At 56.9% G+C, this 22,541-nt stretch carries 31 protein-coding genes; 3 read left to right on the plus strand and 28 right to left on the minus strand.

Annotated features, from left to right (window positions below; all coding sequences use genetic code 11):
- Positions 1-44: 44 nt before the first annotated feature.
- The 3 genes from GPL81_RS16205 to GPL81_RS16215 form a co-directional block, all read right to left on the minus strand.
- Entirely contained in the window at positions 45-803 is a 759-nt protein-coding gene (locus GPL81_RS16205; RefSeq protein WP_096514775.1) for an alpha/beta hydrolase family protein, read from the minus strand.
- Positions 793-1,902: a DUF3182 family protein gene (locus tag GPL81_RS16210; RefSeq protein WP_160107592.1), complete on the minus strand. Its 1,110-nt coding sequence runs from the start codon at positions 1,900-1,902 to the stop codon at positions 793-795. Before GPL81_RS16210 ends, GPL81_RS16205 begins: the two co-directional genes overlap by 11 nt.
- A 287-nt stretch (positions 1,903-2,189) precedes the next feature.
- Positions 2,190-3,182, minus strand: coding sequence for a GlxA family transcriptional regulator (locus tag GPL81_RS16215; RefSeq protein WP_160107593.1), 993 nt, complete (start codon positions 3,180-3,182; stop codon positions 2,190-2,192).
- Between the two features lie 102 nt (positions 3,183-3,284).
- Here GPL81_RS16215 and GPL81_RS16220 point away from each other — a divergent pair, with 102 nt between their 5' ends.
- Positions 3,285-3,839: a cysteine hydrolase family protein gene (locus GPL81_RS16220; protein ID WP_160107594.1), complete on the plus strand. Its 555-nt coding sequence runs from the start codon at positions 3,285-3,287 to the stop codon at positions 3,837-3,839.
- A 243-nt stretch (positions 3,840-4,082) separates the two neighbouring features.
- The gene (locus tag GPL81_RS16225; RefSeq protein WP_160107595.1) at positions 4,083-4,583 is read left to right on the plus strand and encodes a YkgB family protein; all 501 of its coding nucleotides are present in this window, start codon (positions 4,083-4,085) and stop codon (positions 4,581-4,583) included.
- Between the two features lie 87 nt (positions 4,584-4,670).
- On the opposite strand, the gene GPL81_RS16230 is transcribed toward GPL81_RS16225, so the two are convergent.
- The 3 genes from GPL81_RS16230 to GPL81_RS16240 all read right to left on the minus strand — a co-directional run bounded on the left by GPL81_RS16230 (position 4,671) and on the right by GPL81_RS16240 (position 7,595).
- Positions 4,671-5,513, minus strand: a complete 843-nt coding sequence (locus GPL81_RS16230; RefSeq protein ID WP_160107596.1) for an AraC family transcriptional regulator — start codon at positions 5,511-5,513, stop codon at positions 4,671-4,673.
- A gap of 162 nt (positions 5,514-5,675) precedes the next feature.
- Positions 5,676-6,188: a single-stranded DNA-binding protein gene (locus GPL81_RS16235; RefSeq protein ID WP_096514767.1), complete on the minus strand. Its 513-nt coding sequence runs from the start codon at positions 6,186-6,188 to the stop codon at positions 5,676-5,678.
- 9 nt (positions 6,189-6,197) lie between these two features.
- Positions 6,198-7,595: an MFS transporter gene (locus tag GPL81_RS16240; protein ID WP_121106066.1), complete on the minus strand. Its 1,398-nt coding sequence runs from the start codon at positions 7,593-7,595 to the stop codon at positions 6,198-6,200.
- 191 nt (positions 7,596-7,786) lie between these two features.
- Between GPL81_RS16240 and uvrA the strand changes: the two genes are divergently transcribed.
- On the plus strand, positions 7,787-10,621 hold the full coding sequence (gene uvrA / locus GPL81_RS16245) for an excinuclease ABC subunit UvrA (RefSeq protein WP_160107597.1): 2,835 nt from the start codon (positions 7,787-7,789) through the stop codon (positions 10,619-10,621).
- A gap of 64 nt (positions 10,622-10,685) precedes the next feature.
- Here the strand turns inward: uvrA and bfr are convergent, their stop codons facing one another.
- From bfr to rplP, 22 genes are all read right to left on the minus strand, one after another.
- Positions 10,686-11,150, minus strand: coding sequence for a bacterioferritin (bfr, locus tag GPL81_RS16250; RefSeq protein ID WP_008053867.1), 465 nt, complete (start codon positions 11,148-11,150; stop codon positions 10,686-10,688).
- Between the two features lie 148 nt (positions 11,151-11,298).
- A complete protein-coding gene (locus tag GPL81_RS16255; RefSeq protein WP_160107598.1) occupies positions 11,299-12,753 on the minus strand; it encodes a catalase in 1,455 nt (484 codons plus the stop codon).
- A 204-nt stretch (positions 12,754-12,957) separates the two neighbouring features.
- On the minus strand, positions 12,958-13,344 hold the full coding sequence (gene rplQ / locus GPL81_RS16260) for a 50S ribosomal protein L17 (RefSeq protein WP_007955635.1): 387 nt from the start codon (positions 13,342-13,344) through the stop codon (positions 12,958-12,960).
- 42 nt (positions 13,345-13,386) lie between these two features.
- On the minus strand, positions 13,387-14,388 hold the full coding sequence (locus tag GPL81_RS16265; protein WP_007924176.1) for a DNA-directed RNA polymerase subunit alpha: 1,002 nt from the start codon (positions 14,386-14,388) through the stop codon (positions 13,387-13,389).
- 22 nt (positions 14,389-14,410) lie between these two features.
- Positions 14,411-15,031 carry a 30S ribosomal protein S4 gene (rpsD, locus tag GPL81_RS16270; protein ID WP_003176404.1) on the minus strand — a complete coding sequence of 207 codons (621 nt, stop codon included), beginning with the start codon at positions 15,029-15,031 and terminating at the stop codon, positions 14,411-14,413.
- An 18-nt stretch (positions 15,032-15,049) separates the two neighbouring features.
- A complete protein-coding gene (rpsK, locus tag GPL81_RS16275; RefSeq protein ID WP_002555466.1) occupies positions 15,050-15,439 on the minus strand; it encodes a 30S ribosomal protein S11 in 390 nt (129 codons plus the stop codon).
- 30 nt (positions 15,440-15,469) lie between these two features.
- Positions 15,470-15,826: a 30S ribosomal protein S13 gene (gene rpsM, locus GPL81_RS16280; RefSeq protein ID WP_009045849.1), complete on the minus strand. Its 357-nt coding sequence runs from the start codon at positions 15,824-15,826 to the stop codon at positions 15,470-15,472.
- A 130-nt stretch (positions 15,827-15,956) separates the two neighbouring features.
- Positions 15,957-16,073, minus strand: a complete 117-nt coding sequence (rpmJ, locus tag GPL81_RS16285; protein ID WP_002555468.1) for a 50S ribosomal protein L36 — start codon at positions 16,071-16,073, stop codon at positions 15,957-15,959.
- 27 nt (positions 16,074-16,100) lie between these two features.
- The gene (gene secY / locus GPL81_RS16290) at positions 16,101-17,429 is read right to left on the minus strand and encodes a preprotein translocase subunit SecY (protein WP_003228718.1); all 1,329 of its coding nucleotides are present in this window, start codon (positions 17,427-17,429) and stop codon (positions 16,101-16,103) included.
- Positions 17,430-17,867, minus strand: a complete 438-nt coding sequence (gene rplO, locus GPL81_RS16295; RefSeq protein ID WP_003228720.1) for a 50S ribosomal protein L15 — start codon at positions 17,865-17,867, stop codon at positions 17,430-17,432. It abuts the gene before it with no gap.
- Positions 17,868-17,870: 3 nt separating this feature from the next.
- Entirely contained in the window at positions 17,871-18,047 is a 177-nt protein-coding gene (gene rpmD, locus GPL81_RS16300) for a 50S ribosomal protein L30 (protein ID WP_003176408.1), read from the minus strand.
- A 2-nt stretch (positions 18,048-18,049) separates the two neighbouring features.
- Positions 18,050-18,550: a 30S ribosomal protein S5 gene (gene rpsE, locus GPL81_RS16305; RefSeq protein WP_003186035.1), complete on the minus strand. Its 501-nt coding sequence runs from the start codon at positions 18,548-18,550 to the stop codon at positions 18,050-18,052.
- 3 nt (positions 18,551-18,553) lie between these two features.
- Entirely contained in the window at positions 18,554-18,904 is a 351-nt protein-coding gene (gene rplR, locus GPL81_RS16310; RefSeq protein WP_003186037.1) for a 50S ribosomal protein L18, read from the minus strand.
- Positions 18,905-18,914: 10 nt separating this feature from the next.
- Positions 18,915-19,448, minus strand: a complete 534-nt coding sequence (gene rplF, locus GPL81_RS16315; RefSeq protein ID WP_003176412.1) for a 50S ribosomal protein L6 — start codon at positions 19,446-19,448, stop codon at positions 18,915-18,917.
- A 12-nt stretch (positions 19,449-19,460) separates the two neighbouring features.
- Positions 19,461-19,853 carry a 30S ribosomal protein S8 gene (rpsH, locus tag GPL81_RS16320; RefSeq protein ID WP_003228724.1) on the minus strand — a complete coding sequence of 131 codons (393 nt, stop codon included), beginning with the start codon at positions 19,851-19,853 and terminating at the stop codon, positions 19,461-19,463.
- 209 nt (positions 19,854-20,062) lie between these two features.
- Positions 20,063-20,368: a 30S ribosomal protein S14 gene (gene rpsN / locus GPL81_RS16325; RefSeq protein WP_003228726.1), complete on the minus strand. Its 306-nt coding sequence runs from the start codon at positions 20,366-20,368 to the stop codon at positions 20,063-20,065.
- Between the two features lie 13 nt (positions 20,369-20,381).
- Entirely contained in the window at positions 20,382-20,921 is a 540-nt protein-coding gene (rplE, locus tag GPL81_RS16330; protein ID WP_003210069.1) for a 50S ribosomal protein L5, read from the minus strand.
- Between the two features lie 20 nt (positions 20,922-20,941).
- On the minus strand, positions 20,942-21,256 hold the full coding sequence (rplX, locus tag GPL81_RS16335; protein ID WP_003186046.1) for a 50S ribosomal protein L24: 315 nt from the start codon (positions 21,254-21,256) through the stop codon (positions 20,942-20,944).
- Positions 21,257-21,267: 11 nt separating this feature from the next.
- Positions 21,268-21,636, minus strand: coding sequence for a 50S ribosomal protein L14 (gene rplN, locus GPL81_RS16340; RefSeq protein ID WP_002555479.1), 369 nt, complete (start codon positions 21,634-21,636; stop codon positions 21,268-21,270).
- Between the two features lie 23 nt (positions 21,637-21,659).
- Complete coding sequence (rpsQ, locus tag GPL81_RS16345; RefSeq protein WP_096514759.1) at positions 21,660-21,926, minus strand: 30S ribosomal protein S17; 267 nt, start codon at positions 21,924-21,926, stop codon at positions 21,660-21,662.
- Between the two features lie 2 nt (positions 21,927-21,928).
- Positions 21,929-22,120: a 50S ribosomal protein L29 gene (rpmC, locus tag GPL81_RS16350; protein WP_002555481.1), complete on the minus strand. Its 192-nt coding sequence runs from the start codon at positions 22,118-22,120 to the stop codon at positions 21,929-21,931.
- Positions 22,120-22,533 (minus strand): 50S ribosomal protein L16, encoded by a 414-nt coding sequence (gene rplP, locus GPL81_RS16355; protein ID WP_003228729.1) that lies wholly within the window; start codon positions 22,531-22,533, stop codon positions 22,120-22,122. Before rplP ends, rpmC begins: the two co-directional genes overlap by 1 nt.
- Positions 22,534-22,541: the final 8 nt, after the last annotated feature.

Here is a 22,541-nt window from a genome sequence, read left to right on the forward strand (position 1 = left end):
GGAGCAAGGCTTGCCCGCGATGCGTCCGCAAGAACACCACAAAATCATTTGGATTGAATGATGCTCAACCGCTCACCCACCACCATTTCCGTGATCCAGTCCACCAGGATCGAGGTGTAAGCCTGCTGCGAAACCGGATCGCTCAGCGCATGGTCGGCACCGTCGATAATGCGGTGCGTCATCGAATGGGTCTGCTGACACGCTGCGCGATAACTCATGATCGTCGCGTGGGGCACATAGTCATCGGTTTCGGACTGGACCAACAGCACATCCCCGGTAAATTGCGAACAGGCATGCAGCGCCCGATTGCTATCGGCACGTACCAGCGTACCGCGGTAATCGCGCAAATCGAGCTTGTCCAGGTCACGCTTGGGCGTGTGCCATTGCTCGTCGCGATACAGTGCCGGCACCCGTAGCGCCAGCCAGCGCACCGGACGCAACGACGTGAGGATCGAGGCCAGGTAACCGCCGTAGCTGGTGCCGACCACGGCAATCGCCGAGGTATCCAGCGCCGGGTGCGCGAGCAAGCGATCGTAGGCCGCCAACAGGTCGCGCAGATTATCTTCACGGGTCACCCGGGTCAGCGGAATGCCGGTGCCGCCGGTGTGGCCCCGCAGGTCGAAAGTCAGGCACACACAACCTAAGCCCGCGATGCCCTTGGCCCGCTCCAGATCGCGCTCCTGACTGCCGCCCCAACCGTGCACGAACAGCACGCCGGGGACTTTCGATTTGGGGCTGAGAAAGGTCCCGCTCATCTGCTCGTCGTCGATGTCGATTTGAATGCTTTCGCTTCTAGCCGTCATAGGATTTGACCGTTACGTACTTGAGTAGGAAATCACTGTTTTGCGCCGGACCGCGATACACCTCGATGGCGTCCGCCGGAAGCGGCCGATCGGTGTAGGTTTCCACCGAAGACACGCGAATCGCGCGCATTTGCGGGTCGTTGACGAAGCTCTGCAAGGCAGCGACTTCGGCGCTGCTGGCCCCGCCCATGCGCCAGGATTGCTCGAGCACGCCGCTGCGGGGTTTGCCATCACTGGCCACCCCTTGGGCGATGTCGTAGTTGCGCCGCGACGCATAGAAGCCGGGGTAGGCTTCATCCGCCGCGCCGTCGAACACCTGCGCCTGCCTGATCGCCAATCGCACGTCTTCAGGCAAGTCCAACGCCAACAGATCCTGATAGCCACCCTGCACCACCAGCAGGTTGGAGCCGCCATACACCTCTTCGCCTTGAGGGTCCTTGGTCAAGAATTGCTCACCGCAATAACTCAGTACCCTGTCACCGATGAAACTCTGACCGACGCTGTGGGTGATCACCTGATCCAGGTCCTGCTCGAGCACCACACCTTCGTTGAACAGGTTCCTGGCCTCGGGCCGAGCGAGGATTTCGTCGAACTGGTCGAGGCTTTTGATCACTTCCTGACCGCGCCCGGCGCAGGCGTGAATCGGCTTGAGACGGATCGGGCCGCTGTAGAGCAAATGCTCCGCCGCTGGCCGTGCATCGTCGAGGGAAAAAACACTGAGGCCGTCGAGCACGACGTTGCGCACGCGTTCGCAAAACAGCGGCGCCCAGCCTGGTGGCGCATGCGCATGATGATTCAGCAAACCGTGGCTGATGGCTTTGGTGCAGATGAAGGCGTGTTCGACATAGCCACCCCACAAATCCTCAGGACCTTTGACACCCAACTGTCGGGCGGCTGCGGCCCCCACTAATGTTTGGGTGGGCAGTAGATAAATGTCTCGACCACGATGCTGCCCAGGGTCGTAACTGCCACCGAACTTGAGCCCGAGGATTTGCGCCAGCCACTTGGCTAGCGCGCGATTGGTTTCGACTTCATGCACTGGCGCGTCGGGGTGCACCGAATGGGCGACCACCAGTTTCTTGCGGTTTGTTGGGGTCATGCGTCCCCCTTCAATCGGCAGTAGATGAATGTAGGTGTAGGAGGTGCAGAGATCAGGCCAAGCGGGGCTGTCGGGAAACGCTTTTTAAATCATGTGGTTGCACGAACAGTAGTGGCAGGAGGCCTGTTTGATTCTGCACGAGAGCCTTTCAAAATCCGGCATTTTGCACGATCCCTTGTGGGAGCAAGCCTGCTCGCGAATAGGCCCTTTCCCTCAACATCGATGTTGGATGTCAGACTATTTTCGCGAGCAGGCTCGCTCCTACAAGGGGAATTGCGGTGTGGTGCCTAGCGTGCGGCAACACCCGGCAACACCCCAAACCGCGCCCGATAATCGCTCGGCGCCAGCCCGGTGATTTTCTTGAACGTGGAGCGAAACGCCCCCGGGTCCTGATAGCCCACGGTCCAGGCAATGTGATCGATGGTGCCATTGGTGAATTCGAGCATTTCCCTGGCCTTGCCGACCCGCAGGTGCTGGCAGTACTCAGTAGGTTTTAGCCCGGTCGCCGCGCGGAAGCGGCGCAGGAACGTGCGTTCCTCCAGCCCTGCCCGCTCGGCCATCGCCGTCAGTGATACATCGGTGGCTCCGGTGCTTTGCAGCCAGTGCTGCACCTTGAGAATCGAAGCATCGCCATGGCTGAGGATCGGTGCGAAGTTACTGCCGTATTCACTGGCACTGTCGCTGTGCTCCACCACCAGAAAACGCGCGGTGCCTGTGGCAATGCTCGGCCCCAACAGGCGATCCACCAGGCGCAGACCCAGTTCGGACCAGGCCATCAGCCCCGCGGTGGTAATCAGGTCGCCGTCATCGACGATGGGCGTATCGGCCTTGAGTTTGATCGCCGGGTATCGCTCGGCGAAAGCTTTGGCGGAGGTCCAGTGGGTGGTGGCGCTGCGGCCGTCGAGCAAGCCACTTTCGGCCAACAGAATCGAACCCACGCAAACACCGCCGAGGGTCGCTCCATTGGCGTGTTGCTGCCTGAGCCAGCGAATCAGCGCCTGCGATGCCTGGCCTTCGGAGAACCCGGCAATCGAGGGTGGAATCAATACCGCCACCAATGCACCGTCCGCTGCGGGATGACTGTCGTAGACCCGAGCGGGTGGCTGATCGCCTTCGACCCGCCAATGGCTGACCCGCAACAGTGGCAAGCGCGCAGCCTGATGTTCGGCGGCGATCCGGTTGGCCACCCCGAACAGGTCGGTCAACCCATGCACCGCCGCCATCTGCGCGCCGGGATAGATCAACACGCCCAGTTCGGCGATTGCCCTTTGTGCATCCATTGTCAGTTTTCCCCCTGCTATTGTCGGTGCGGCCAATCCCCGGACGGCCTGCTTGAGCCAATACTCCATTCCACACCCAAACCACACTTCGAGGAAACACTCATGGCCAAGCAAGCACTCATCGTAGTCGATATCCAAAACGACTACTTCCCCCAAGGCAAGTGGCCGCTGGTCGGCGCCGACGCCGCCGCGGACAACGCCGTCCGTCTGCTCGCGGCATTCCGCGAGGCCGGCGATTCGGTGGTACACATCCGCCACGAGTTCACCTCCGACGCCGCGCCTTTCTTCACCCCCGGCTCCGAAGGCGCCAAGCTGCACCCCAAAGTCCTCAACCTGGGCAATGAGCCTGTGGTGCTCAAACACTACGTCAACTCGTTCCGCGAAACCGAACTGCAATCGATCCTCGACCAGCAAGGCATCAAGGAACTGGTGGTCGTCGGCAGCATGAGCCACATGTGCATCGATGGCATCACCCGCGCCGCCAATGACCTCGGTTACAGCGTCACCGTGATCCACGACGCCTGCGCCTCCCGTGACCTGGAGTTCAACGGCCTGACCGTTCCGGCGGCCCAGGTGCATGCCGCTTTCATGTCGGCATTGGGCTTTGCCTACGCCAACGTAGTTTCCACCGACGAGTTCCTCGCGAACGCCCAGTAACAGCTGATCCAGTGCAAAAATGAAAAAGCCCATGGCCTCGAACGCCATGGGCTTTTTGCTTCCCGTGGGTTTGGACGATCTGCATTGCACGCAATACCGCCAGAACCCTGAAGAGTTAAGCCACGGACAACAATAACTCCACTCCCAACGTAAACCGCGGGGGTTCAAGAGATACCGCATCTACTGTTTGCCGGGTTGTTCTACGCACTTAATTTTTAGTCAAACTCACTGGAAGCCTGAACTATGACCACTTTGAATATCAGCACTGACAGCTTGTCGAAAAAAGCATCCCTCGGCGTCAGCACCATGGCGCTTGGCACCTACGGCATCTATTTCGCCCTCGCCGTGATCTACTTCTGGTTCGGCGGCATGAAGTTCACCCACTATGAAGCAGAAGGCCTGGTTCCTCTGGTGAGTAACAGCCCGCTGCTGGGGTGGGTGTACCAGATATTCAACGTAGATCTGTTTTCCGCGCTACTTGGCGTCCTGGAGGTTTCTATCGGCGTGTTGATCGCAGGTCGCCTGCTGTCACCGAAGCTTTCGTTGATTGGAGGTGCTTTGTCTGCCGGGTTGTTCATCACGACGCTGAGCTTTATGGTTTCGACGCCCGGAGTGATTGAGCCTGGCCTTGGCTTCCCGGCCATCACTGTTGCACCCGGTCAGTTTCTCCTCAAGGACATTGGCTTGCTTGCCGCCTCAATCTTCGTGGCTGGTCATTCCTTGACCAAGCTGGAAACGCCTTAAGCTGACAACTTCACAATGAAGATGGCCTGAAACACTTCGATGTTTCCGGCCATTTTCCATTCTCGGTTTAAACAACGGACCACCTGATCAAGAGGATTCAGTCCGCTCACCCATCAGGGACTTCATCCAGTCCGTTGGGCTGCAGCCAGTCTTGCGGCGAAATGCACGGGCCAGCGCCGAAGGACTTTCATACCCAACCTCGTCAGCAATCAACGTGATCGGTCGCCCTTCACGCAGACGCTTCTGCGCCAGGCTGATCCGCCAACTCAGCAGGTAGTCCGCCGGCGTCTGCCCGAGAACCGATCGAAAATGCACTGCATAGGCAGCGCGGGACATGTTCGACTCATTCGCCAGCTCCGCAACTGACCAAGGTCGATGAGGTGCCTTGTGCATTTGAATCAGAGAACGGGATAGCCGTGGGTCGGCCAGCCCAGCCATCATTCCGGTGCTCAGCTGATGGTGGTCGAGCAGGTGTCGAAACAGCAGGATGATCAACAGTTCGAACAAACGATCAAGCACCGCCTCCCTGCCGCAGTGACCGCCGGAAGCCTCGCTGAACAACCATTTCAACGTATCGGTCAGCAGCGGCAGTTCATCCAGGGACAGCACCAGAAGGTCGGGGAGCGAAGCAGAGATGGGGTTGCTGGCACCTCCGTCAAACACCAGTGACGCACACAGCAATTGAGCGCCGTCGAGCTCGTCTGCGATCAGTTGATGTCGGCTGGGGCGGGGCAGAAAAATCAGACTGGGGCGGACCAACAGCACATCACTTATTCCGGGACCTTTCAGCGTTACGGTGCCCGCCTGCAACAGGTGAACATGGCCGCGCTGGTCAGCGCCATCGTATGACGAAATTCCACAGAGCTTGCCACTGTAGAACAGGCTGGCGCGGACACCGAACTGGGACAGCAACGTAGACAGGCGGTCCATGGCATAACCCGCAGTCACATATAGACAATTAGCAGCATATCACCCTGTGCTTTTGTCCCTATTGCTGGCATTTGCAATGGCTACCCGGATAAAAACGCTGACAACAAAAAACCCGGCATCCTCATGGGAATGCCGGGCCTTTTTTAGCTCGAAGCTACTTTCCTAGAACGGAATATCGTCATCAAAGCTGTCGAAGTCCGGAGCTGGCTGCGGAGCGGCCTGCTGTGGAGCCGGGCGCGACTGCTGCGGTGCCGACTGCTGTGGACGTGGAGCTTGCTGGCGTGGCGCGGACTGCTGGTAGTTGCCCCCGCCTTGTTGGTCGCCCTGCTGTGGACGGCCGCCCAGCAGTTGCATGGTGCCTTGCATGTCGACCACGATTTCGGTGGTGTAACGCTTGATACCGTCTTTTTCCCACTCACGGGTCTGCAGCTTGCCTTCGATGTAGACTTGCGAGCCTTTACGCAGGTATTCGCCGGCGATTTCTGCAACTTTGCCGAACATCGACACACGGTGCCATTCAGTCTTTTCGACTTTCTGACCGGTTTGCTTGTCAGTCCATTGTTCGCTGGTCGCCAGACTCAGGTTGGTCACGGCGTTGCCGTTCGGCAGGTAGCGAACTTCAGGATCCTGGCCGCAAGTGCCGACCAATATGACTTTGTTAACCCCACGGGCCATTACGTTCTCCTAGGCTACGCACGCTTCCCCGGCCGGGTTGTTCACCAGGCTTTCGAGGGTGGTGCGATCCAATAGTTCGGTGTCCAATTTGATGTAAATGGCCGCCTCATCAGCGACTATCACTGCATCTGTTACCCCTACGACGGCCTTCAGGCGCTCGACCAGACCCGCTTCGCGGATCGCCTCGGGCGACAATGGCAAGCGCAGGCTTGTCACGTAGGGAGGTTCACGCATGGTAACAGCAAAGGCCAGCCAGAGGGCAGCCAGACCCGCGCATCCAAGGAACACAACCGACAAACCGCCATGCTGGAACAACCAGCCACCGAGGATTCCGCCCAGTGCCGATCCGAGGAATTGGCTGGTGGAATAAACCCCCATCGCCGTGCCCTTGCCGCCGGCGGGTGAAACCTTGCTGATCAGCGACGGCAGCGAAGCTTCCAGCAGATTGAACGCGGTGAAAAACACCACCGTCCCGATCACCAGAGCCCGCAAGCTATCACCGAACTGCCAGAAGAATAGCTCAGTGAGCATCAGCGTCACGACGGCACCGAGCAAAACTCGTTTCATTTTGCGTCGCTTCTCGCCGTAGATAATGAACGGGATCATGGCGAAGAAAGAAATCAGCAATGCCGTCAGGTACACCCACCAATGCTGCTCCTTGGGCAATCCGGCTTTTTCCACCAGCGCCAGCGGCAAGGCAACGAAGCTCGACATCAACATCGCGTGCAACACAAAAATGCCCAGGTCCAGACGCAGCAGGTCCGGGTGTTTGAGCGTCGGTATCAAGGCCTGGCGAGCGACACCGGACTCACGGTGCTGCAACGGGTGGGTGGAGCGCGGCACCATGAACATCACGATCACGATGCCGAACAGCGCCATGCCGCCCGTGGCGAGAAACAGTCCGGACAAGCCGAAAGCGCGAGTCAGCAAGGGTCCGACAACCATCGCGACCGCGAACGACAGACCGATTGTCATGCCGATCATGGCCATGGCCTTGGTTCGATGCTGCTCGCGGGTCAGGTCCGATAGCAACGCCATGACCGCGGCGGAAATCGCCCCGGCGCCTTGCAGGACGCGTCCGGCGATCACACCCCAGATCGAATCGGCGTTGGCCGCGAGTACGCTGCCGAGGGCAAAGACAATCAGCCCCAGGTAAATCACCGGGCGGCGGCCGATGCGGTCGGAGATGAAACCAAAGGGAATCTGGAAAATTGCCTGGGTCAGGCCATAAGCGCCAATCGCCAGCCCGATGAGGGCGGGGGTCGCTCCAGCCAGGTCCATGCCATAGGTCGCCAGGACCGGCAACACCATGAACATGCCAAGCATACGGAAGGCGAACACCAGGGCCAGACCGCTCGCCGCGCGGGTCTCGCTGCCACTCATGCGTTCGCTGTGGGGATCGTGCATGGAAAAACCTCATGTGAACCGGCGGCGATTCTACCAGTCCCATCGATTGGCAGGGTATATCGCGACGCTTTGCCGCGTGTAGATGACAGACCTTTCATGTAAGTCGGCCATGACATCATTCGATAGTGTGCATCCATCCAGTATTTGGCCGTATACTCCTACGTTTTCGACGCCCGCCAAGCGAGGCCACCTTGGACAAGATCCTGATTCGTGGGGCTCGAACCCACAACCTGAAGAACATCGACCTGACCCTGCCCAGGGACAAACTGATTGTCATCACCGGCCTGTCCGGCTCCGGCAAGTCGTCCCTGGCCTTCGACACGCTGTACGCCGAAGGCCAGCGCCGCTACGTCGAATCACTGTCGGCCTATGCCCGGCAGTTCCTGTCGATGATGGAAAAGCCTGACGTCGACACCATCGAAGGCCTGTCGCCAGCGATCTCCATCGAACAGAAATCGACCTCGCACAACCCGCGCTCGACCGTCGGTACCATCACCGAAATCTACGACTACCTGCGCTTGTTGTATGCACGCGTAGGCATCCCGCGCTGCCCGGATCACGACATTCCGCTGGAAGCGCAGACCGTCAGCCAGATGGTCGACCTGGTCCTCGCCGAACCGGAAGGCAGCAAGCTCATGCTGCTGGCTCCGGTGATTCGCGAACGCAAAGGTGAACACCTCTCGGTCTTCGAAGAGCTTCGAGCCCAGGGCTTCGTCCGTGCCAGAATCAACGGCAAGCTTTATGAGCTGGATGAAGCGCCCAAGCTCGACAAACAGAAAAAGCATTCCATTGATGTCGTGGTTGACCGCTTCAAGGTCCGCGCCGATCTGCAACAGCGCCTGGCCGAATCCTTCGAGACCGCGCTGAAGCTGGCGGACGGCATCGCGCTGGTGGCACCGATGGACGATGAGCCGGGCGAAGAAATGATCTTCTCCGCGCGCTTCGCCTGCCCGATTTGCGGTCACGCCATCAGCGAACTCGAGCCCAAACTGTTTTCCTTCAACAACCCGGCCGGTGCTTGCCCGACCTGTGATGGTTTGGGGGTGAAGCAATTCTTCGACATCAAGCGACTGGTCAATGGCGAGCTGACCCTCGCCGAAGGTGCGATTCGCGGGTGGGACCGGCGCAACGTCTATTACTTCCAGATGCTCGGTTCGTTGGCGTCCCACTACAAGTTCAGCCTGGAAGTGCCGTTCAACGAGCTGCCGAGCGACCAGCAGAAGAACATCCTGCACGGCAGCGGGTCGCAAAATGTCGACTTCAAATACCTGAACGACCGTGGCGACATCGTCAAACGCTCGCACCCGTTCGAAGGCATCGTACCGAACCTGGAACGTCGCTACCGCGAAACCGAGTCGGCGTCGGTTCGCGAGGAGCTGGCCAAGTTCCTCAGCACCCAGTCCTGCCCGGACTGCCGCGGCACCCGCCTGCGACGGGAAGCACGGCATGTTTGGGTCGGCGAGAAAACCTTGCCGGCGGTGACCAACCTGCCAATCGGCGACGCCTGCGATTACTTTGGCGAGCTGAAGATGACCGGGCGTCGTGGTGAGATTGCCGACAAGATCCTCAAGGAAATCCGCGAACGCCTGCAGTTTCTGGTCAACGTCGGCCTCGATTATCTGTCGCTGGACCGTAGTGCGGACACATTGTCCGGTGGTGAGGCTCAGCGCATACGCCTGGCCAGCCAGATCGGCGCGGGCCTGGTCGGCGTTCTGTACATTCTCGACGAACCCTCGATCGGCCTGCATCAGCGCGATAACGACCGCTTGCTCGGCACACTCAAGCACCTGCGCGACATCGGCAACACAGTGATCGTGGTCGAGCACGATGAAGATGCGATTCGCCTGGCGGATTATGTTGTGGATATCGGGCCGGGCGCCGGCGTCCATGGCGGCCATATCGTTGCCGAAGGAACACCGGCCGAGGTCATGGCCCACCCTGACTCCTTGACCGGCAAGTACCTGTCGGGCCGGGTGAAAATTGCCGTTCCAGCCAAACGCACACCGCGCAACAAGAAGCTGTCGTTGTCGCTCAAGGGTGCCCGCGGCAACAATTTGCGCAATGTCGACCTGGATATTCCGATCGGCTTGCTGACCTGCGTAACCGGAGTGTCCGGTTCGGGCAAGTCGACGCTGATCAACAACACGCTCTTTCCTCTGAGCGCGACTGCACTGAACGGTGCGACGACACTTGAAGCAGCCGCCCATGACAGCATCAAGGGTCTGGAGCATCTGGATAAAGTCGTCGACATCGACCAGAGCCCTATCGGTCGTACACCTCGCTCCAACCCCGCGACCTACACCGGGTTATTCACACCGATTCGCGAGTTGTTCGCCGGCGTGCCGGAATCCCGCTCCCGCGGTTACGGTCCGGGGCGCTTCTCCTTCAACGTGAAGGGCGGACGTTGCGAAGCCTGCCAGGGTGATGGCCTGATCAAGGTCGAAATGCACTTCCTGCCGGACATCTATGTGCCCTGCGACGTCTGCAAGAGCAAGCGCTACAACCGCGAGACGCTGGAGATCAAGTACAAAGGCAAGAGCATCCACGAGACCCTCGAGATGACCATCGAGGAAGCCCGGGAATTCTTCGATGCGGTACCGGCCCTGGCGCGCAAGCTTCAGACACTGATGGATGTGGGCCTGTCCTACATCAAGCTGGGACAATCTGCGACGACGCTCTCGGGTGGTGAGGCTCAACGAGTCAAGCTGTCCCGCGAGCTGTCCAAGCGTGATACGGGCAAGACCCTGTATATCCTCGACGAACCGACAACCGGTCTGCACTTCGCGGATATCCAGCAATTGCTCGACGTACTGCATCGACTGCGTGACCACGGCAATACGGTGGTGGTGATCGAGCACAATCTGGACGTGATCAAGACCGCCGACTGGCTGGTGGACCTGGGGCCGGAAGGTGGCTCCAAGGGTGGTCAGATCATCGCGGTCGGCACGCCGGAAGAAGTCGCAGAGATGAAGCAATCTCACACTGGCTTCTACCTCAAACCGCTGCTGGAGCGCGATCGGGCTTAATCGGGCGCCATGAAAAAGCCCCTGTCACTTCATCAGTGACGGGGGCTTTTTTGTATCCGCTGGATCAGGTGTGGGACTGCAGGTAATTCTCAAGCCCGATCAACTTGATCAGACCCAACTGTTTCTCGAGCCAGTAGGTGTGATCTTCTTCGGTGTCATGCAATTGAACCCGCAGCATTTCGCGGCTGACATAATCCTTGTGCTGCTCACAGAGCTTGATGCCTTTGCACAGCGCAGCTCGCACCTTGTATTCCAGGCGCAAATCCGCTTCAAGCATCTCTGTCACCGTGGTGCCGACATCGAGATCGTCCGGACGCATGCGTGGCGTGCCTTCAAGCATCAGAATTCGGCGCATCAGAGCATCAGCGTGCCCTGCTTCTTCTTCCATCTCGTGATTGATTCGTTCGTAGAGCTTGGTGAATCCCCAGTCCTCATACATCCGCGAGTGGACGAAATATTGATCACGCGCCGCCAGCTCGCCGGTCAGCAACGTGTTGAGGTAATCGATCACATCTGGGTGGCCTTGCATCGCCCTACATCTCCCTGCTTGAAAGTTGTAGTTTGAACCAACATCCCCGTATCGTCACTCGAAAGCCGCAATAAAAGCGAAGATATTCTGAGAAAAACAGCTTAAATAACGCAAAAACCGCCCAAACAAGGGCGGTTCTGCTTCTCATTTAGACTTCGTTAAGCTGTACGTTGAGCAGCTTTGCGATTGCTTCTCCGTACGCCGGATCGGCCCTGTAGAAATGTTGCAATTGACGGTCAACGACGTCACTCGATACACCTGCCATCGCTCCGGCGATGTTGCCAACCAGTAACGCCTTCTGCTCGTCACTCATCAGACGGAACAGCGCACCGGCGTGGCTGTAATAGTCAGTATCTTCGCGATGATCGTAACGATCGGCCGCACCGCTCAAAGCCAGTGCAGGCTCGGCGTAACGAGGAGCCTGCTTCGGCGAATCGACATAGCTGTTCGGCTCATAATTCGGCGTCGCGCCACCATTGCTGCCAAACGCCATCGAACCATCACGCTGGTAGCTATTAACCGGGCTACGCGGAGCGTTGACCGGCAGTTGCTGGTGATTGGTACCTACACGGTAGCGATGCGCATCCGCGTAGGCGAATACCCGACCTTGCAGCATTCGGTCTGGCGACAGGCCCACACCCGGCACCATGTTGCTTGGACCGAAGGCTGCTTGCTCGACTTCAGCGAAGTAGTTGAGCGGGTTACGATTGAGCTCCAGTTCACCGACTTCGATCAACGGAAACTCTTTCTGTGACCAGGTCTTGGTGACGTCGAACGGATTCTCATAATGCGCGGCGGCCTGGGCCTCGGTCATGATCTGGATGCACACGCTCCATTTCGGAAAATCACCGCGCTCGATGGCCTCGAACAAGTCGCGCTGAGCGTAATCCGGATCAGTACCGGCCAGACGCGCGGCTTCTGCCGGCGCCAGGTTCTTGATGCCCTGCTTGGTCTTGTAGTGCCATTTCACCCAGTGACGCTCGCCATTGGCGTTGATCAGGCTGTAGGTGTGGCTGCCAAAGCCGTGCATGTGACGGTAACCATCAGGGATGCCGCGATCCGAGAACAGGATCGTGACCTGGTGCAACGCCTCTGGAGAGTGCGACCAGAAATCCCACATTGCCTGCGCGCTTTTCAGGTTGCTTTGTGGCAGACGCTTTTGAGTGTGGATAAAGTCAGGGAATTTCAGCGGATCACGGATGAAGAACACTGGAGTGTTGTTACCCACGATGTCCCAGTTTCCCTCTTCGGTGTAGAACTTCAATGCGAACCCACGCGGGTCCCGCTCAGTGTCAGCCGAACCGCGCTCACCGCCCACAGTGGAAAAACGCAGGAACGTGGGTGTTTGCTTGCCAATGGACTCGAACAGCCTGGCGCTGGTGTACTGAGTGATATCGCGAGTGACGGTAAACGTACCGTAAGCACCCGAGCCTTTGGCATGTACACGACGCTCAGGAATGTTTTCACGATTGAAATGAGCCAGCTTCTCGATCAAGTGGAAGTCGTCGAGCAGAAGCGGACCACGTGGGCCGGCGGAACGGGAATTCTGATTGTCGGCGACAGGAGCGCCACTGGCGGTGGTAAGTGTTTTATTTTGGCTCATGCGATCTCTTCCTTAGTCAGTCTTGAACTGCCGGCTAATCGGCTAAAGGGAGTATTGACGATCAACATAACGCTTTCTAATTCATTAGATATTCACAATCGATAGATATTGCCTATACATCTATGAACAAATAACTTGCTGCACTTTTCATACGCACACAAAAAACCGGGCACTAGGCCCGGTTCTTCGTTTCAGACTGACGTCTTACTCAGCGGATACAGCTTCACCGCCGACAGCACGATCAACCAACTCGACGTACGCCATAGGCGCGTTGTCGCCAGCGCGGAAACCGCACTTGAGGATGCGCAGGTAGCCACCCTCACGGGTAGCGTAACGCTTGCCCAGGTCGTTGAAGAGCTTACCAACGATAGCTTTCGAACGGGTACGGTCGAAAGCCAGGCGGCGGTTAGCAACGCTATCTGTCTTGGCCAAAGTGATCAGCGGCTCGGCAACGCGGCGCAGTTCTTTAGCTTTTGGCAGAGTAGTTTTGATCAGCTCGTGCTCGAACAGCGACACCGCCATGTTTTGGAACATGGCCTTGCGGTGCGAGCTGGTGCGGCTGAGGTGACGACCACTTTTACGATGACGCATGGTTCATTCCTTACCAAACACTACGTTCGGTGATTACGACGATCAGGCAGTCGCCTTGTCGTCCTTCTTAAGACTTGCAGGCGGCCAGTTGTCGAGGCGCATGCCGAGGGACAGACCGCGGGAGGCCAGAACGTCCTTGATTTCAGTCAAGGATTTCTTGCCAAGGTTCGGAGTCTTCAACAGCTCTACTTCGGTACGCTGAATCAGGTCACCGATGTAGTAGATGTTTTCCGCCTTAAGGCAGTTAGCCGAACGTACAGTCAGTTCCAGATCGTCAACCGGGCGAAGCAGGATCGGATCGATCTCGTCTTCCTGCTCGATTACCACTGGTTCGCTGTCACCTTTGAGGTCGACGAACGCAGCCAACTGCTGTTGCAGGATGGTTGCAGCGCGGCGGATAGCCTCTTCAGGATCCAGAGTACCGTTGGTTTCCAGATCAATAACCAGCTTGTCCAGGTTAGTACGCTGTTCGACACGGGCGTTTTCCACCACGTATGCGATACGGCGAACCGGGCTGAACGAAGAGTCAAGCTGCAAGCGACCAATGCTGCGGCTTTCGTCTTCATCGCTCTGACGCGAGTCGGCCGGTTCATAACCACGACCACGAGCTACTACGAGCTTCATGTTCAGGGCGCCGTTAGACGCCAGGTTAGCGATTACGTGATCGGGATTAACGATCTCGACATCATGATCCAGCTGAATATCGGCAGCGGTAACCACCCCCGAACCCTTCTTCGACAAGGTCAGCGTAACTTCGTCTCGACCGTGCAGCTTGATAGCCAGACCTTTAAGGTTCAACAGGATTTCAATTACGTCTTCCTGTACACCTTCGATGGCGCTGTACTCGTGGAGCACACCGTCAATCTCGGCCTCGACTACTGCACAGCCGGGCATGGAGGACAACAGGATGCGGCGCAGCGCGTTGCCCAGGGTATGGCCAAAGCCACGCTCGAGAGGCTCGAGCGTGATCTTGGCGCGGGTTGGACTGACAACCTGCACATCAATGTGGCGGGGTGTCAGGAACTCATTTACCGAAATCTGCATGGATGCACCTATTTTCTAGCCCTTACTTGGAGTAGAGCTCGACAATCAGGCTTTCGTTGATGTCGGCGGACAGATCACTGCGAGCTGGAACGTTCTTGAAAACGCCCGACTTCTTCTCAGTGTCTACTTCTACCCATTCTACGCGGCCACGTTGGGCACACAGATCGAGAGCTTGGACAATGCGAAGTTGGTTTTTTGCTTTCTCGCGAACAGCAACCACGTCACCAGCACGAACCTGGTAGGACGGAACGTTAACGGTTTGACCGTTTACGCTGATCGACTTGTGCGATACCAGCTGACGGGATTCGGCACGAGTCGAACCAAAGCCCATACGGTATACAACGTTGTCCAGACGGCATTCGAGCAGTTGCAACAGGTTTTCGCCAGTTGCGCCTTTCTTGCCAGCAGCTTCTTTGTAGTAGCCGCTGAATTGACGCTCGAGAACGCCGTAGATACGACGGACCTTCTGCTTTTCACGCAGTTGGGTGCCGTAGTCGGACTGGCGACCGCGGCGTTGGCCGTGGATACCAGGTGCTGCTTCAATGTTGCACTTCGATTCGATCGCGCGCACGCCGCTCTTCAGGAAGAGATCGGTGCCTTCGCGACGAGCGAGTTTGCATTTTGGACCAATGTAACGAGCCATTCTTTACAATCTCCTGGATTACACGCGGCGCTTCTTCGGCGGACGGCACCCGTTGTGCGGGATTGGCGTCACGTCGGTGATGCTGGCGATCTTGTAGCCACAGCCGTTCAAAGCGCGGACTGCGGATTCACGACCTGGACCTGGACCTTTGACGTTGACGTCGAGGTTTTTCAGGCCGTATTCCAGCGCAGCTTGACCAGCACGTTCAGCAGCTACTTGAGCAGCAAACGGGGTGGACTTGCGGGAACCGCGGAAACCCGAACCACCGGAGGTAGCCCAGGAAAGAGCGTTACCTTGACGGTCGGTGATGGTCACGATGGTGTTGTTAAAAGATGCATGGATGTGGGCGATGCCATCAACCACTGTCTTTTTAACTTTTTTACGAGGACGAGCAGCAGGTTTTGCCATGATTAAATTCCTGTCGATTCGCTGGGGCGATTACTTGCGGATCGGCTTACGCGGACCTTTACGGGTACGCGCGTTGGTCTTGGTACGCTGACCGCGTACTGGCAGACCACGACGATGACGCAGACCGCGATAGCAACCGAGGTCCATCAAGCGCTTGATTTTCATGTTGATTTCGCGACGCAGGTCACCTTCAGTGGTGAACTTCGCCACTTCGCCACGCAGCTGTTCAATTTGCTCGTCGCTCAGATCCTTGATCTTTGCTGCTGGGTTTACCCCAGTCTCTGCACAAATTTTCTGTGCAGTAGTGCGACCAACACCATAGATGTAGGTCAGCGAGATAACAGTATGCTTGTTATCTGGAATGTTAACGCCTGCAATACGGGCCATTCAGTGGGACTCCAATTGACAGCTACCTACGCCCCGGAAGCCAAGAAATAGGGCGCGAGATAATATCGCTGTAATAACAAATAATCAACCCGGCAGCGCACTAGCTGCCGGGCTTGAAGCACAATCACACTCAGCCTTGGCGCTGTTTGTGACGCGGTTCCGCGCTGCAAATTACTCGAACAACACCTTCGCGGCGAATAATCTTGCAGTTACGGCACAGCTTTTTCACCGATGCACGAACTTTCATCACCAACTCCTCGAACCTTATGGGTACTCAGCGCAACATGCCGCTGCCGTAACCCTTCAGGTTGGCTTTCTTCATCAGGGATTCGTACTGGTGCGAAACGAGGTGCGATTGTACTTGGGACATGAAGTCCATCACAACCACGACCACGATCAGCAACGAGGTCCCGCCAAGGTAGAACGGTACGTTGGCTGCAACCACCAGGAACTGGGGCAACAGGCAGACGGCCGTCATGTAAAGAGCACCGAACATGGTCAAGCGAGTCAGAACGCCATCAATGTAGCGCGCAGACTGCTCACCTGGACGGATGCCCGGAATAAAGGCACCGGACTTCTTCAGGTTTTCCGCTACGTCTTTCGGATTGAACATCAACGCCGTATAGAAGAAGCAGAAGAAAATAATCCCTGCACTAAACAGCAGAATATTCAACGGCTGACCAGGAGCGATCGACTGCGAGATGTCCTGCAACCAGCCCATACCTTCAGACTGGCCGAACCAGGCACCCAACGAAGCCGGGAACAGCAAGATGCTGCTCGCGAAAATAGCCGGAATAACACCGGCCATGTTCACCTTCAGCGGCAAGTGGCTTGTCTGCGCAGCGAAGACCTTGCGGCCCTGCTGACGCTTGGCGTAGTGAACAGCAATACGACGCTGACCACGCTCAATGAACACCACGAAACCGATAATCGCTACTGCCAGCAAACCGATGGCAACCAGGGCGAAGATGTTGATATCACCCTGACGTGCAGACTCGAAAGACTGCCCAATCGCTCTCGGAAGACCGGCGACGATACCCGAAAAAATCAACATCGAGATACCGTTGCCAACACCACGCTCAGTAATCTGCTCACCCAGCCACATCATGAACATCGCACCAGCCACAAAAGTGGATACCGCGACGAAATGGAAGCCAAAGTCACCAGTGAACGCAACGCCCTGCCCCGCCAGACCAATGGACATGCCAATGGCCTGAACGAGAGCGAGAACGACAGTGCCGTAGCGGGTGTACTGGCTGATCTTGCGACGGCCAGCTTCACCTTCCTTCTTCAACTGCTCCAGCTGCGGGCTGACGGCGGTCATCAGCTGCATGATGATCGATGCCGAAATATACGGCATGATCCCCAGTGCAAAGATGCTCATCCGCTCCAGCGCGCCGCCGGAAAACATGTTGAACAAGCTAAGAATGGTCCCCTCATTCTGTCGAAACAGGTCCGCGAGTCGGTCCGGGTTGATACCTGGAACCGGGATGTGTGCGCCTATTCGGTAGACGATAATCGCCAGGAACAGAAAACGCAGACGAGCCCAGAGTTCAGACATACCGCCTTTGCCGAGCGCAGAGAGAGCACCTTGCTTAGCCATTTATTCCTCGAACTTGCCGCCAGCTGCTTCGATAGCCGCACGCGCACCTTTGGTGGCGCCGATTCCCTTTCCGATGGTCACAGCGCGAGTCACTTCGCCGGACAGCATGATTTTCACACGCTGTACGTTGACGTTGATCACGTTGGCATCTTTCAGGGACTGCACGGTGACGATGTCGCCTTCCACTTTAGCCAGCTCGGACAGACGCACTTCTGCGCGATCCATGGCCTTCAGGGATACGAAACCGAATTTCGGCAGGCGACGATGCAGCGGCTGTTGACCGCCTTCAAAGCCTGGAGCAATGGTGCCACCGGAGCGGGAAGTCTGACCTTTGTGACCACGGCCACCAGTCTTACCCAAACCACTACCGATACCACGGCCCGGACGATGCTTTTCGCGACGGGAACCCGGCGCTGGACTCAGATCATTGAGTTTCATCGATTAACCCTCGACACGCAGCATGTAGTAAGCCTTGTTGATCATCCCGCGATTCTCGGGAGTATCCTGGACTTCTACAGTGTGACCGATGCGACGCAGACCCAGACCCTTAACGCACAGTTTGTGGTTAGGGATGCGGCCGGTCATGCTTTTGATCAGCGTAACTTTAACGGTAGCCATGATCAGAAGATCTCCTTGACGCTTTTGCCACGCTTGGCGGCAATGGATTCAGGAGACTGCATTGCTTTCAAACCCTTGAAAGTGGCGTGAACCACGTTTACCGGGTTAGTCGAGCCGTAGCACTTGGCCAGAACGTTCTGAACGCCAGCAACTTCGAGAACGGCACGCATTGCGCCGCCAGCGATGATACCGGTACCTTCAGAAGCAGGCTGCATGTACACCTTCGAAGCGCCGTGAGCGGACTTCATTGCGTACTGCAGAGTGGTGCCGTTCAGATCAACCTGGATCATGTTGCGGCGAGCAGCTTCCATTGCCTTCTGGATCGCAGCAGGCACTTCACGCGACTTGCCACGGCCGAAGCCAACACGCCCTTTACCATCACCAACCACGGTCAACGCGGTGAAAGTGAAGATACGGCCGCCTTTAACGGTTTTGGCTACGCGGTTAACTTGAACCAGCTTCTCGATGTAGCCTTCGTCGCGCTTTTGGTCGTTATTTGACATAACTTAGAACTCCAGCCCAGCTTCACGAGCAGCATCAGCCAGCGCTTTAACGCGGCCGTGGTACTTGAAGCCAGAGCGGTCGAAAGCCACCTGCGAGACGCCAGCGGCCTTAGCACGCGTAGCGACCAGCTGGCCAACCTTAGTGGCCGCGTCGATGTTGCCAGTGGCGCCATCACGCAGTTCTTTATCCAAAGTCGAGGCGCTTGCCAGGACTTTGTTGCCGTCGGCCGAAATGACCTGGGCGTAGATGTGCTGCGAAGAGCGGAACACGCAGAGACGCACGACTTCGAGTTCGTGCATTTTCAGGCGTGCTTTGCGAGCGCGACGCAGTCGAGTAACTTTTTTGTCGGTCATTTGCTATGCCCTACTTCTTCTTGGCTTCTTTACGACGGACGACTTCGTCCGCGTAGCGCACACCTTTGCCTTTGTACGGCTCTGGTGGACGGAAGTCGCGGATCTCGGCGGCCACTTGACCTACCAGCTGCTTGTCGATGCCCTTGATCAGGATATCGGTCTGGCTAGGAGTCTCAGCGGTGATGCCTTCCGGCAGTTCGTAATCCACTGGATGCGAGAAGCCAAGAGCCAGGTTCAGCACTGTGCCTTTTGCTTGCGCTTTGTAACCAACACCGACCAGCTGGAGCTTGCGCTCGAAGCCTTGGCTTACGCCTTGGACCATGTTGTTAACCAACGCACGAGTGGTACCAGCCATTGCGCGAGTCTGTTGATCGCCATTGCGAGCAGCGAAACGCAGCTCACCAGCTTCTTCAACAATCTCAACGGACGAATGGATGTTCAGTTCGAGAGTGCCCTTGGCACCCTTCACCGAAAGCTGTTGGCCTGCGAATTTTACTTCGACGCCGGCTGGCAGCTTAACGGGGTTCTTAGCGACGCGAGACATGCTTATCCCCCCTTAGAACACAGTGCAAAGAACTTCGCCGCCGACACCGGCAGCGCGCGCAGCACGATCAGTCATCACACCTTTGTTGGTGGAGACGATAGACACACCGAGACCGCCACGAACTTTCGGCAGATCTTCGACGGACTTGTACTGACGCAAGCCTGGACGGCTAACGCGCTTCACTTCTTCGATAACCGGACGGCCTTCGAAGTATTTCAGCTCGATAGACAGCAGTGGTTTGGTTTCGCTGCTGATCTGATAACCCGCGATGTAACCTTCGTCCTTCAGGACTTTGGCAACAGCTACCTTCAACGTGGAAGATGGCATGCTTACGACGGACTTTTCAGCCATCTGGGCATTACGGATTCGAGTTAGCATGTCCGCTAACGGGTCCTGCATACTCATGGGCTAGACGCTCCTAATACAGAAAAATTAGCCTTGCGGCTACTACGTGTCGCCGAGAATCTCCGAGCACAGAAAACACGGGCTCAGGCGAGCCGGGTATTCTAGACACACCCCAGAAATGAATCAAGCCCCAAAAGGGGCTTGATTCAGATTCAAGGCCACCGATGGTCAGGTTCTTGCGAACCTGACCATCAAGGCTTTGACAGCAATTACCAGCTGGCTTTAACCAGACCTGGAACGTCACCACGCATTGCCGCTTCACGCAGTTTGTTACGGCCGAGGCCGAACTTGCGGTAAACGCCGTGCGGACGACCAGTCAGGCGGCAACGGTTACGCATGCGCGAAGCGCTTGCGTCACGTGGTTGCTTCTGCAGAGCTACGGTTGCTTCCCAACGCGCTTCTGGACTTGCGTTCAGATCGACGATGATAGCTTTCAGCGCTGCACGCTTGGTGGCGTACTTGGCAACGGTGAGCTGACGCTTCAGCTCACGGTTTTTCATGCTCTTCTTGGCCATTTTCCTACTCCAATCAGTTGCGGAACGGGAATTTGAAAGCGCGCAGCAGAGCACGGCCTTCGTCATCGTTCTTGGCAGTGGTGGTCAGGGTAATGTCCAGACCGCGGAGAGCATCGATCTTGTCGTAGTCGATTTCCGGGAAAATGATCTGCTCTTTTACGCCCATGCTGTAGTTGCCACGACCATCGAAGGACTTGGCATTCAGGCCGCGGAAGTCGCGAACCCGAGGCAGGGAGATCGACAGCAGACGATCCAGGAACTCATACATACGCTCACGGCGCAGGGTCACTTTGACGCCGATCGGCCAACCTTCACGGACTTTAAAGCCAGCGATGGATTTCCGAGCGTAAGTCACAACGACTTTCTGGCCGGTGATCTTTTCCAGGTCAGCAACAGCGTGCTCGATGACTTTTTTGTCGCCGATCGCTTCGCCCAGACCCATGTTCAGGGTGATTTTGGTAACGCGCGGAACTTCCATCACGTTCGAAAGCTTAAGTTCTTCCTTAAGTTTCGGTGCGATTTCCTTCCGGTAAATCTCTTTTAGTCGTGCCATGGTCTTCTACCTAGCAGTGTTCAAGCATCAACCGCTTTTTGGGTCGACTTGAAGACACGAATTTTCTTACCGTCTTCTACTTTGAAACCAACGCGGTCAGCCTTGTTGGTTTCGCCGTTGAAGATGGCGACGTTGGAAGCGTGCAGTGGCGCTTCTTTCTCGACGATACCGCCCTGTACGCCCGACATCGGGTTAGGCTTGGTATGACGCTTGACCAGGTTCAGACCACCAACAACCAGACGGTTGTCAGCAAGAACCTTCAGCACCTTACCGCGCTTACCTTTGTCTTTGCCGGCGATCACGATGATCTCGTCGTCACGACGAATCTTTTGCATGTCGGATCTCCTTACAGCACTTCTGGGGCGAGCGAGACGATCTTCATGAACTTCTCAGTACGAAGTTCACGGGTCACTGGCCCAAAGATACGGGTGCCGATCGGCTCTTGCTTGTTGTTCAGAAGAACAGCAGCGTTGCCATCAAAGCGGATAATGGAGCCATCAGCACGGCGTACGCCGTGACGAGTGCGGACTACAACAGCAGTCATCACTTGGCCTTTTTTCACTTTACCGCGAGGAATTGCTTCCTTGACGGTAACTTTGATGATGTCACCGATACCAGCGTAACGACGATGGGAGCCACCCAGCACCTTGATGCACATAACACGGCGAGCGCCGCTGTTATCGGCCACATCGAGCATGGATTGAGTCTGAATCATATAATTTCTCCGACCCCTAGTCCTTAGACTTCCACAGCGCGTTCGAGAACTTCAACCAGCGCCCAAGACTTGGTCTTGGCCAAAGGACGAGTTTCACGAATAGTGACTTTGTCGCCGATGTGGCACTGATTGGTTTCGTCGTGCGCGTGCAGCTTAGTCGAACGCTTAACATATTTACCGTAGATCGGGTGCTTAACGCGACGCTCGATCAGAACGGTGATGGTTTTGTCCATCTTGTCGCTGACAACACGGCCAGTCAGCGTACGGACAGTTTTTTCGGCTTCAGCCATGATCACTTACCTGCCTGCTGGTTGAGCACAGTCTTCACGCGAGCGATGTCACGCTTAACTTGCGAGAGCAGATGAGACTGCCCCAACTGGCCAGTTGCTTTCTGCATACGCAGATTGAACTGGTCGCGCAGCAGGCCGAGCAGTTGCTCGTTCAGCTGCTGTGCGGATTTTTCACGAAGTTCATTCGCTTTCATCACATCACCGTCCGTTTAACAAAGGAGGTGGCGAGCGGCAGCTTTGCAGCAGCCAGGGCGAAAGCCTCACGCGCCAGCTCTTCAGAAACACCCTCGATTTCATACAGGACTTTGCCTGGCTGAATCTGGGCAACCCAGTACTCCACGTTACCCTTACCTTTACCCATCCGAACCTCGAGAGGTTTTTTGGAGATCGGCTTGTCCGGGAATACACGGATCCAGATCTTGCCGCCACGTTTTACGTGACGGGTCAGAGCACGACGCGCTGACTCGATCTGACGAGCGGTGAGACGACCACGAGCAACAGACTTCAGCGCGAACTCGCCGAAGCTGACTTTGCTACCGCGCAATGCCAGGCCACGGTTGTGACCAGTCATTTGCTTGCGGAACTTCGTACGCTTTGGTTGCAACATTTGGCGTA

The organism is Pseudomonas izuensis (assembly GCF_009861505.1).
Lineage (GTDB): Bacteria > Pseudomonadota > Gammaproteobacteria > Pseudomonadales > Pseudomonadaceae > Aquipseudomonas > Aquipseudomonas izuensis.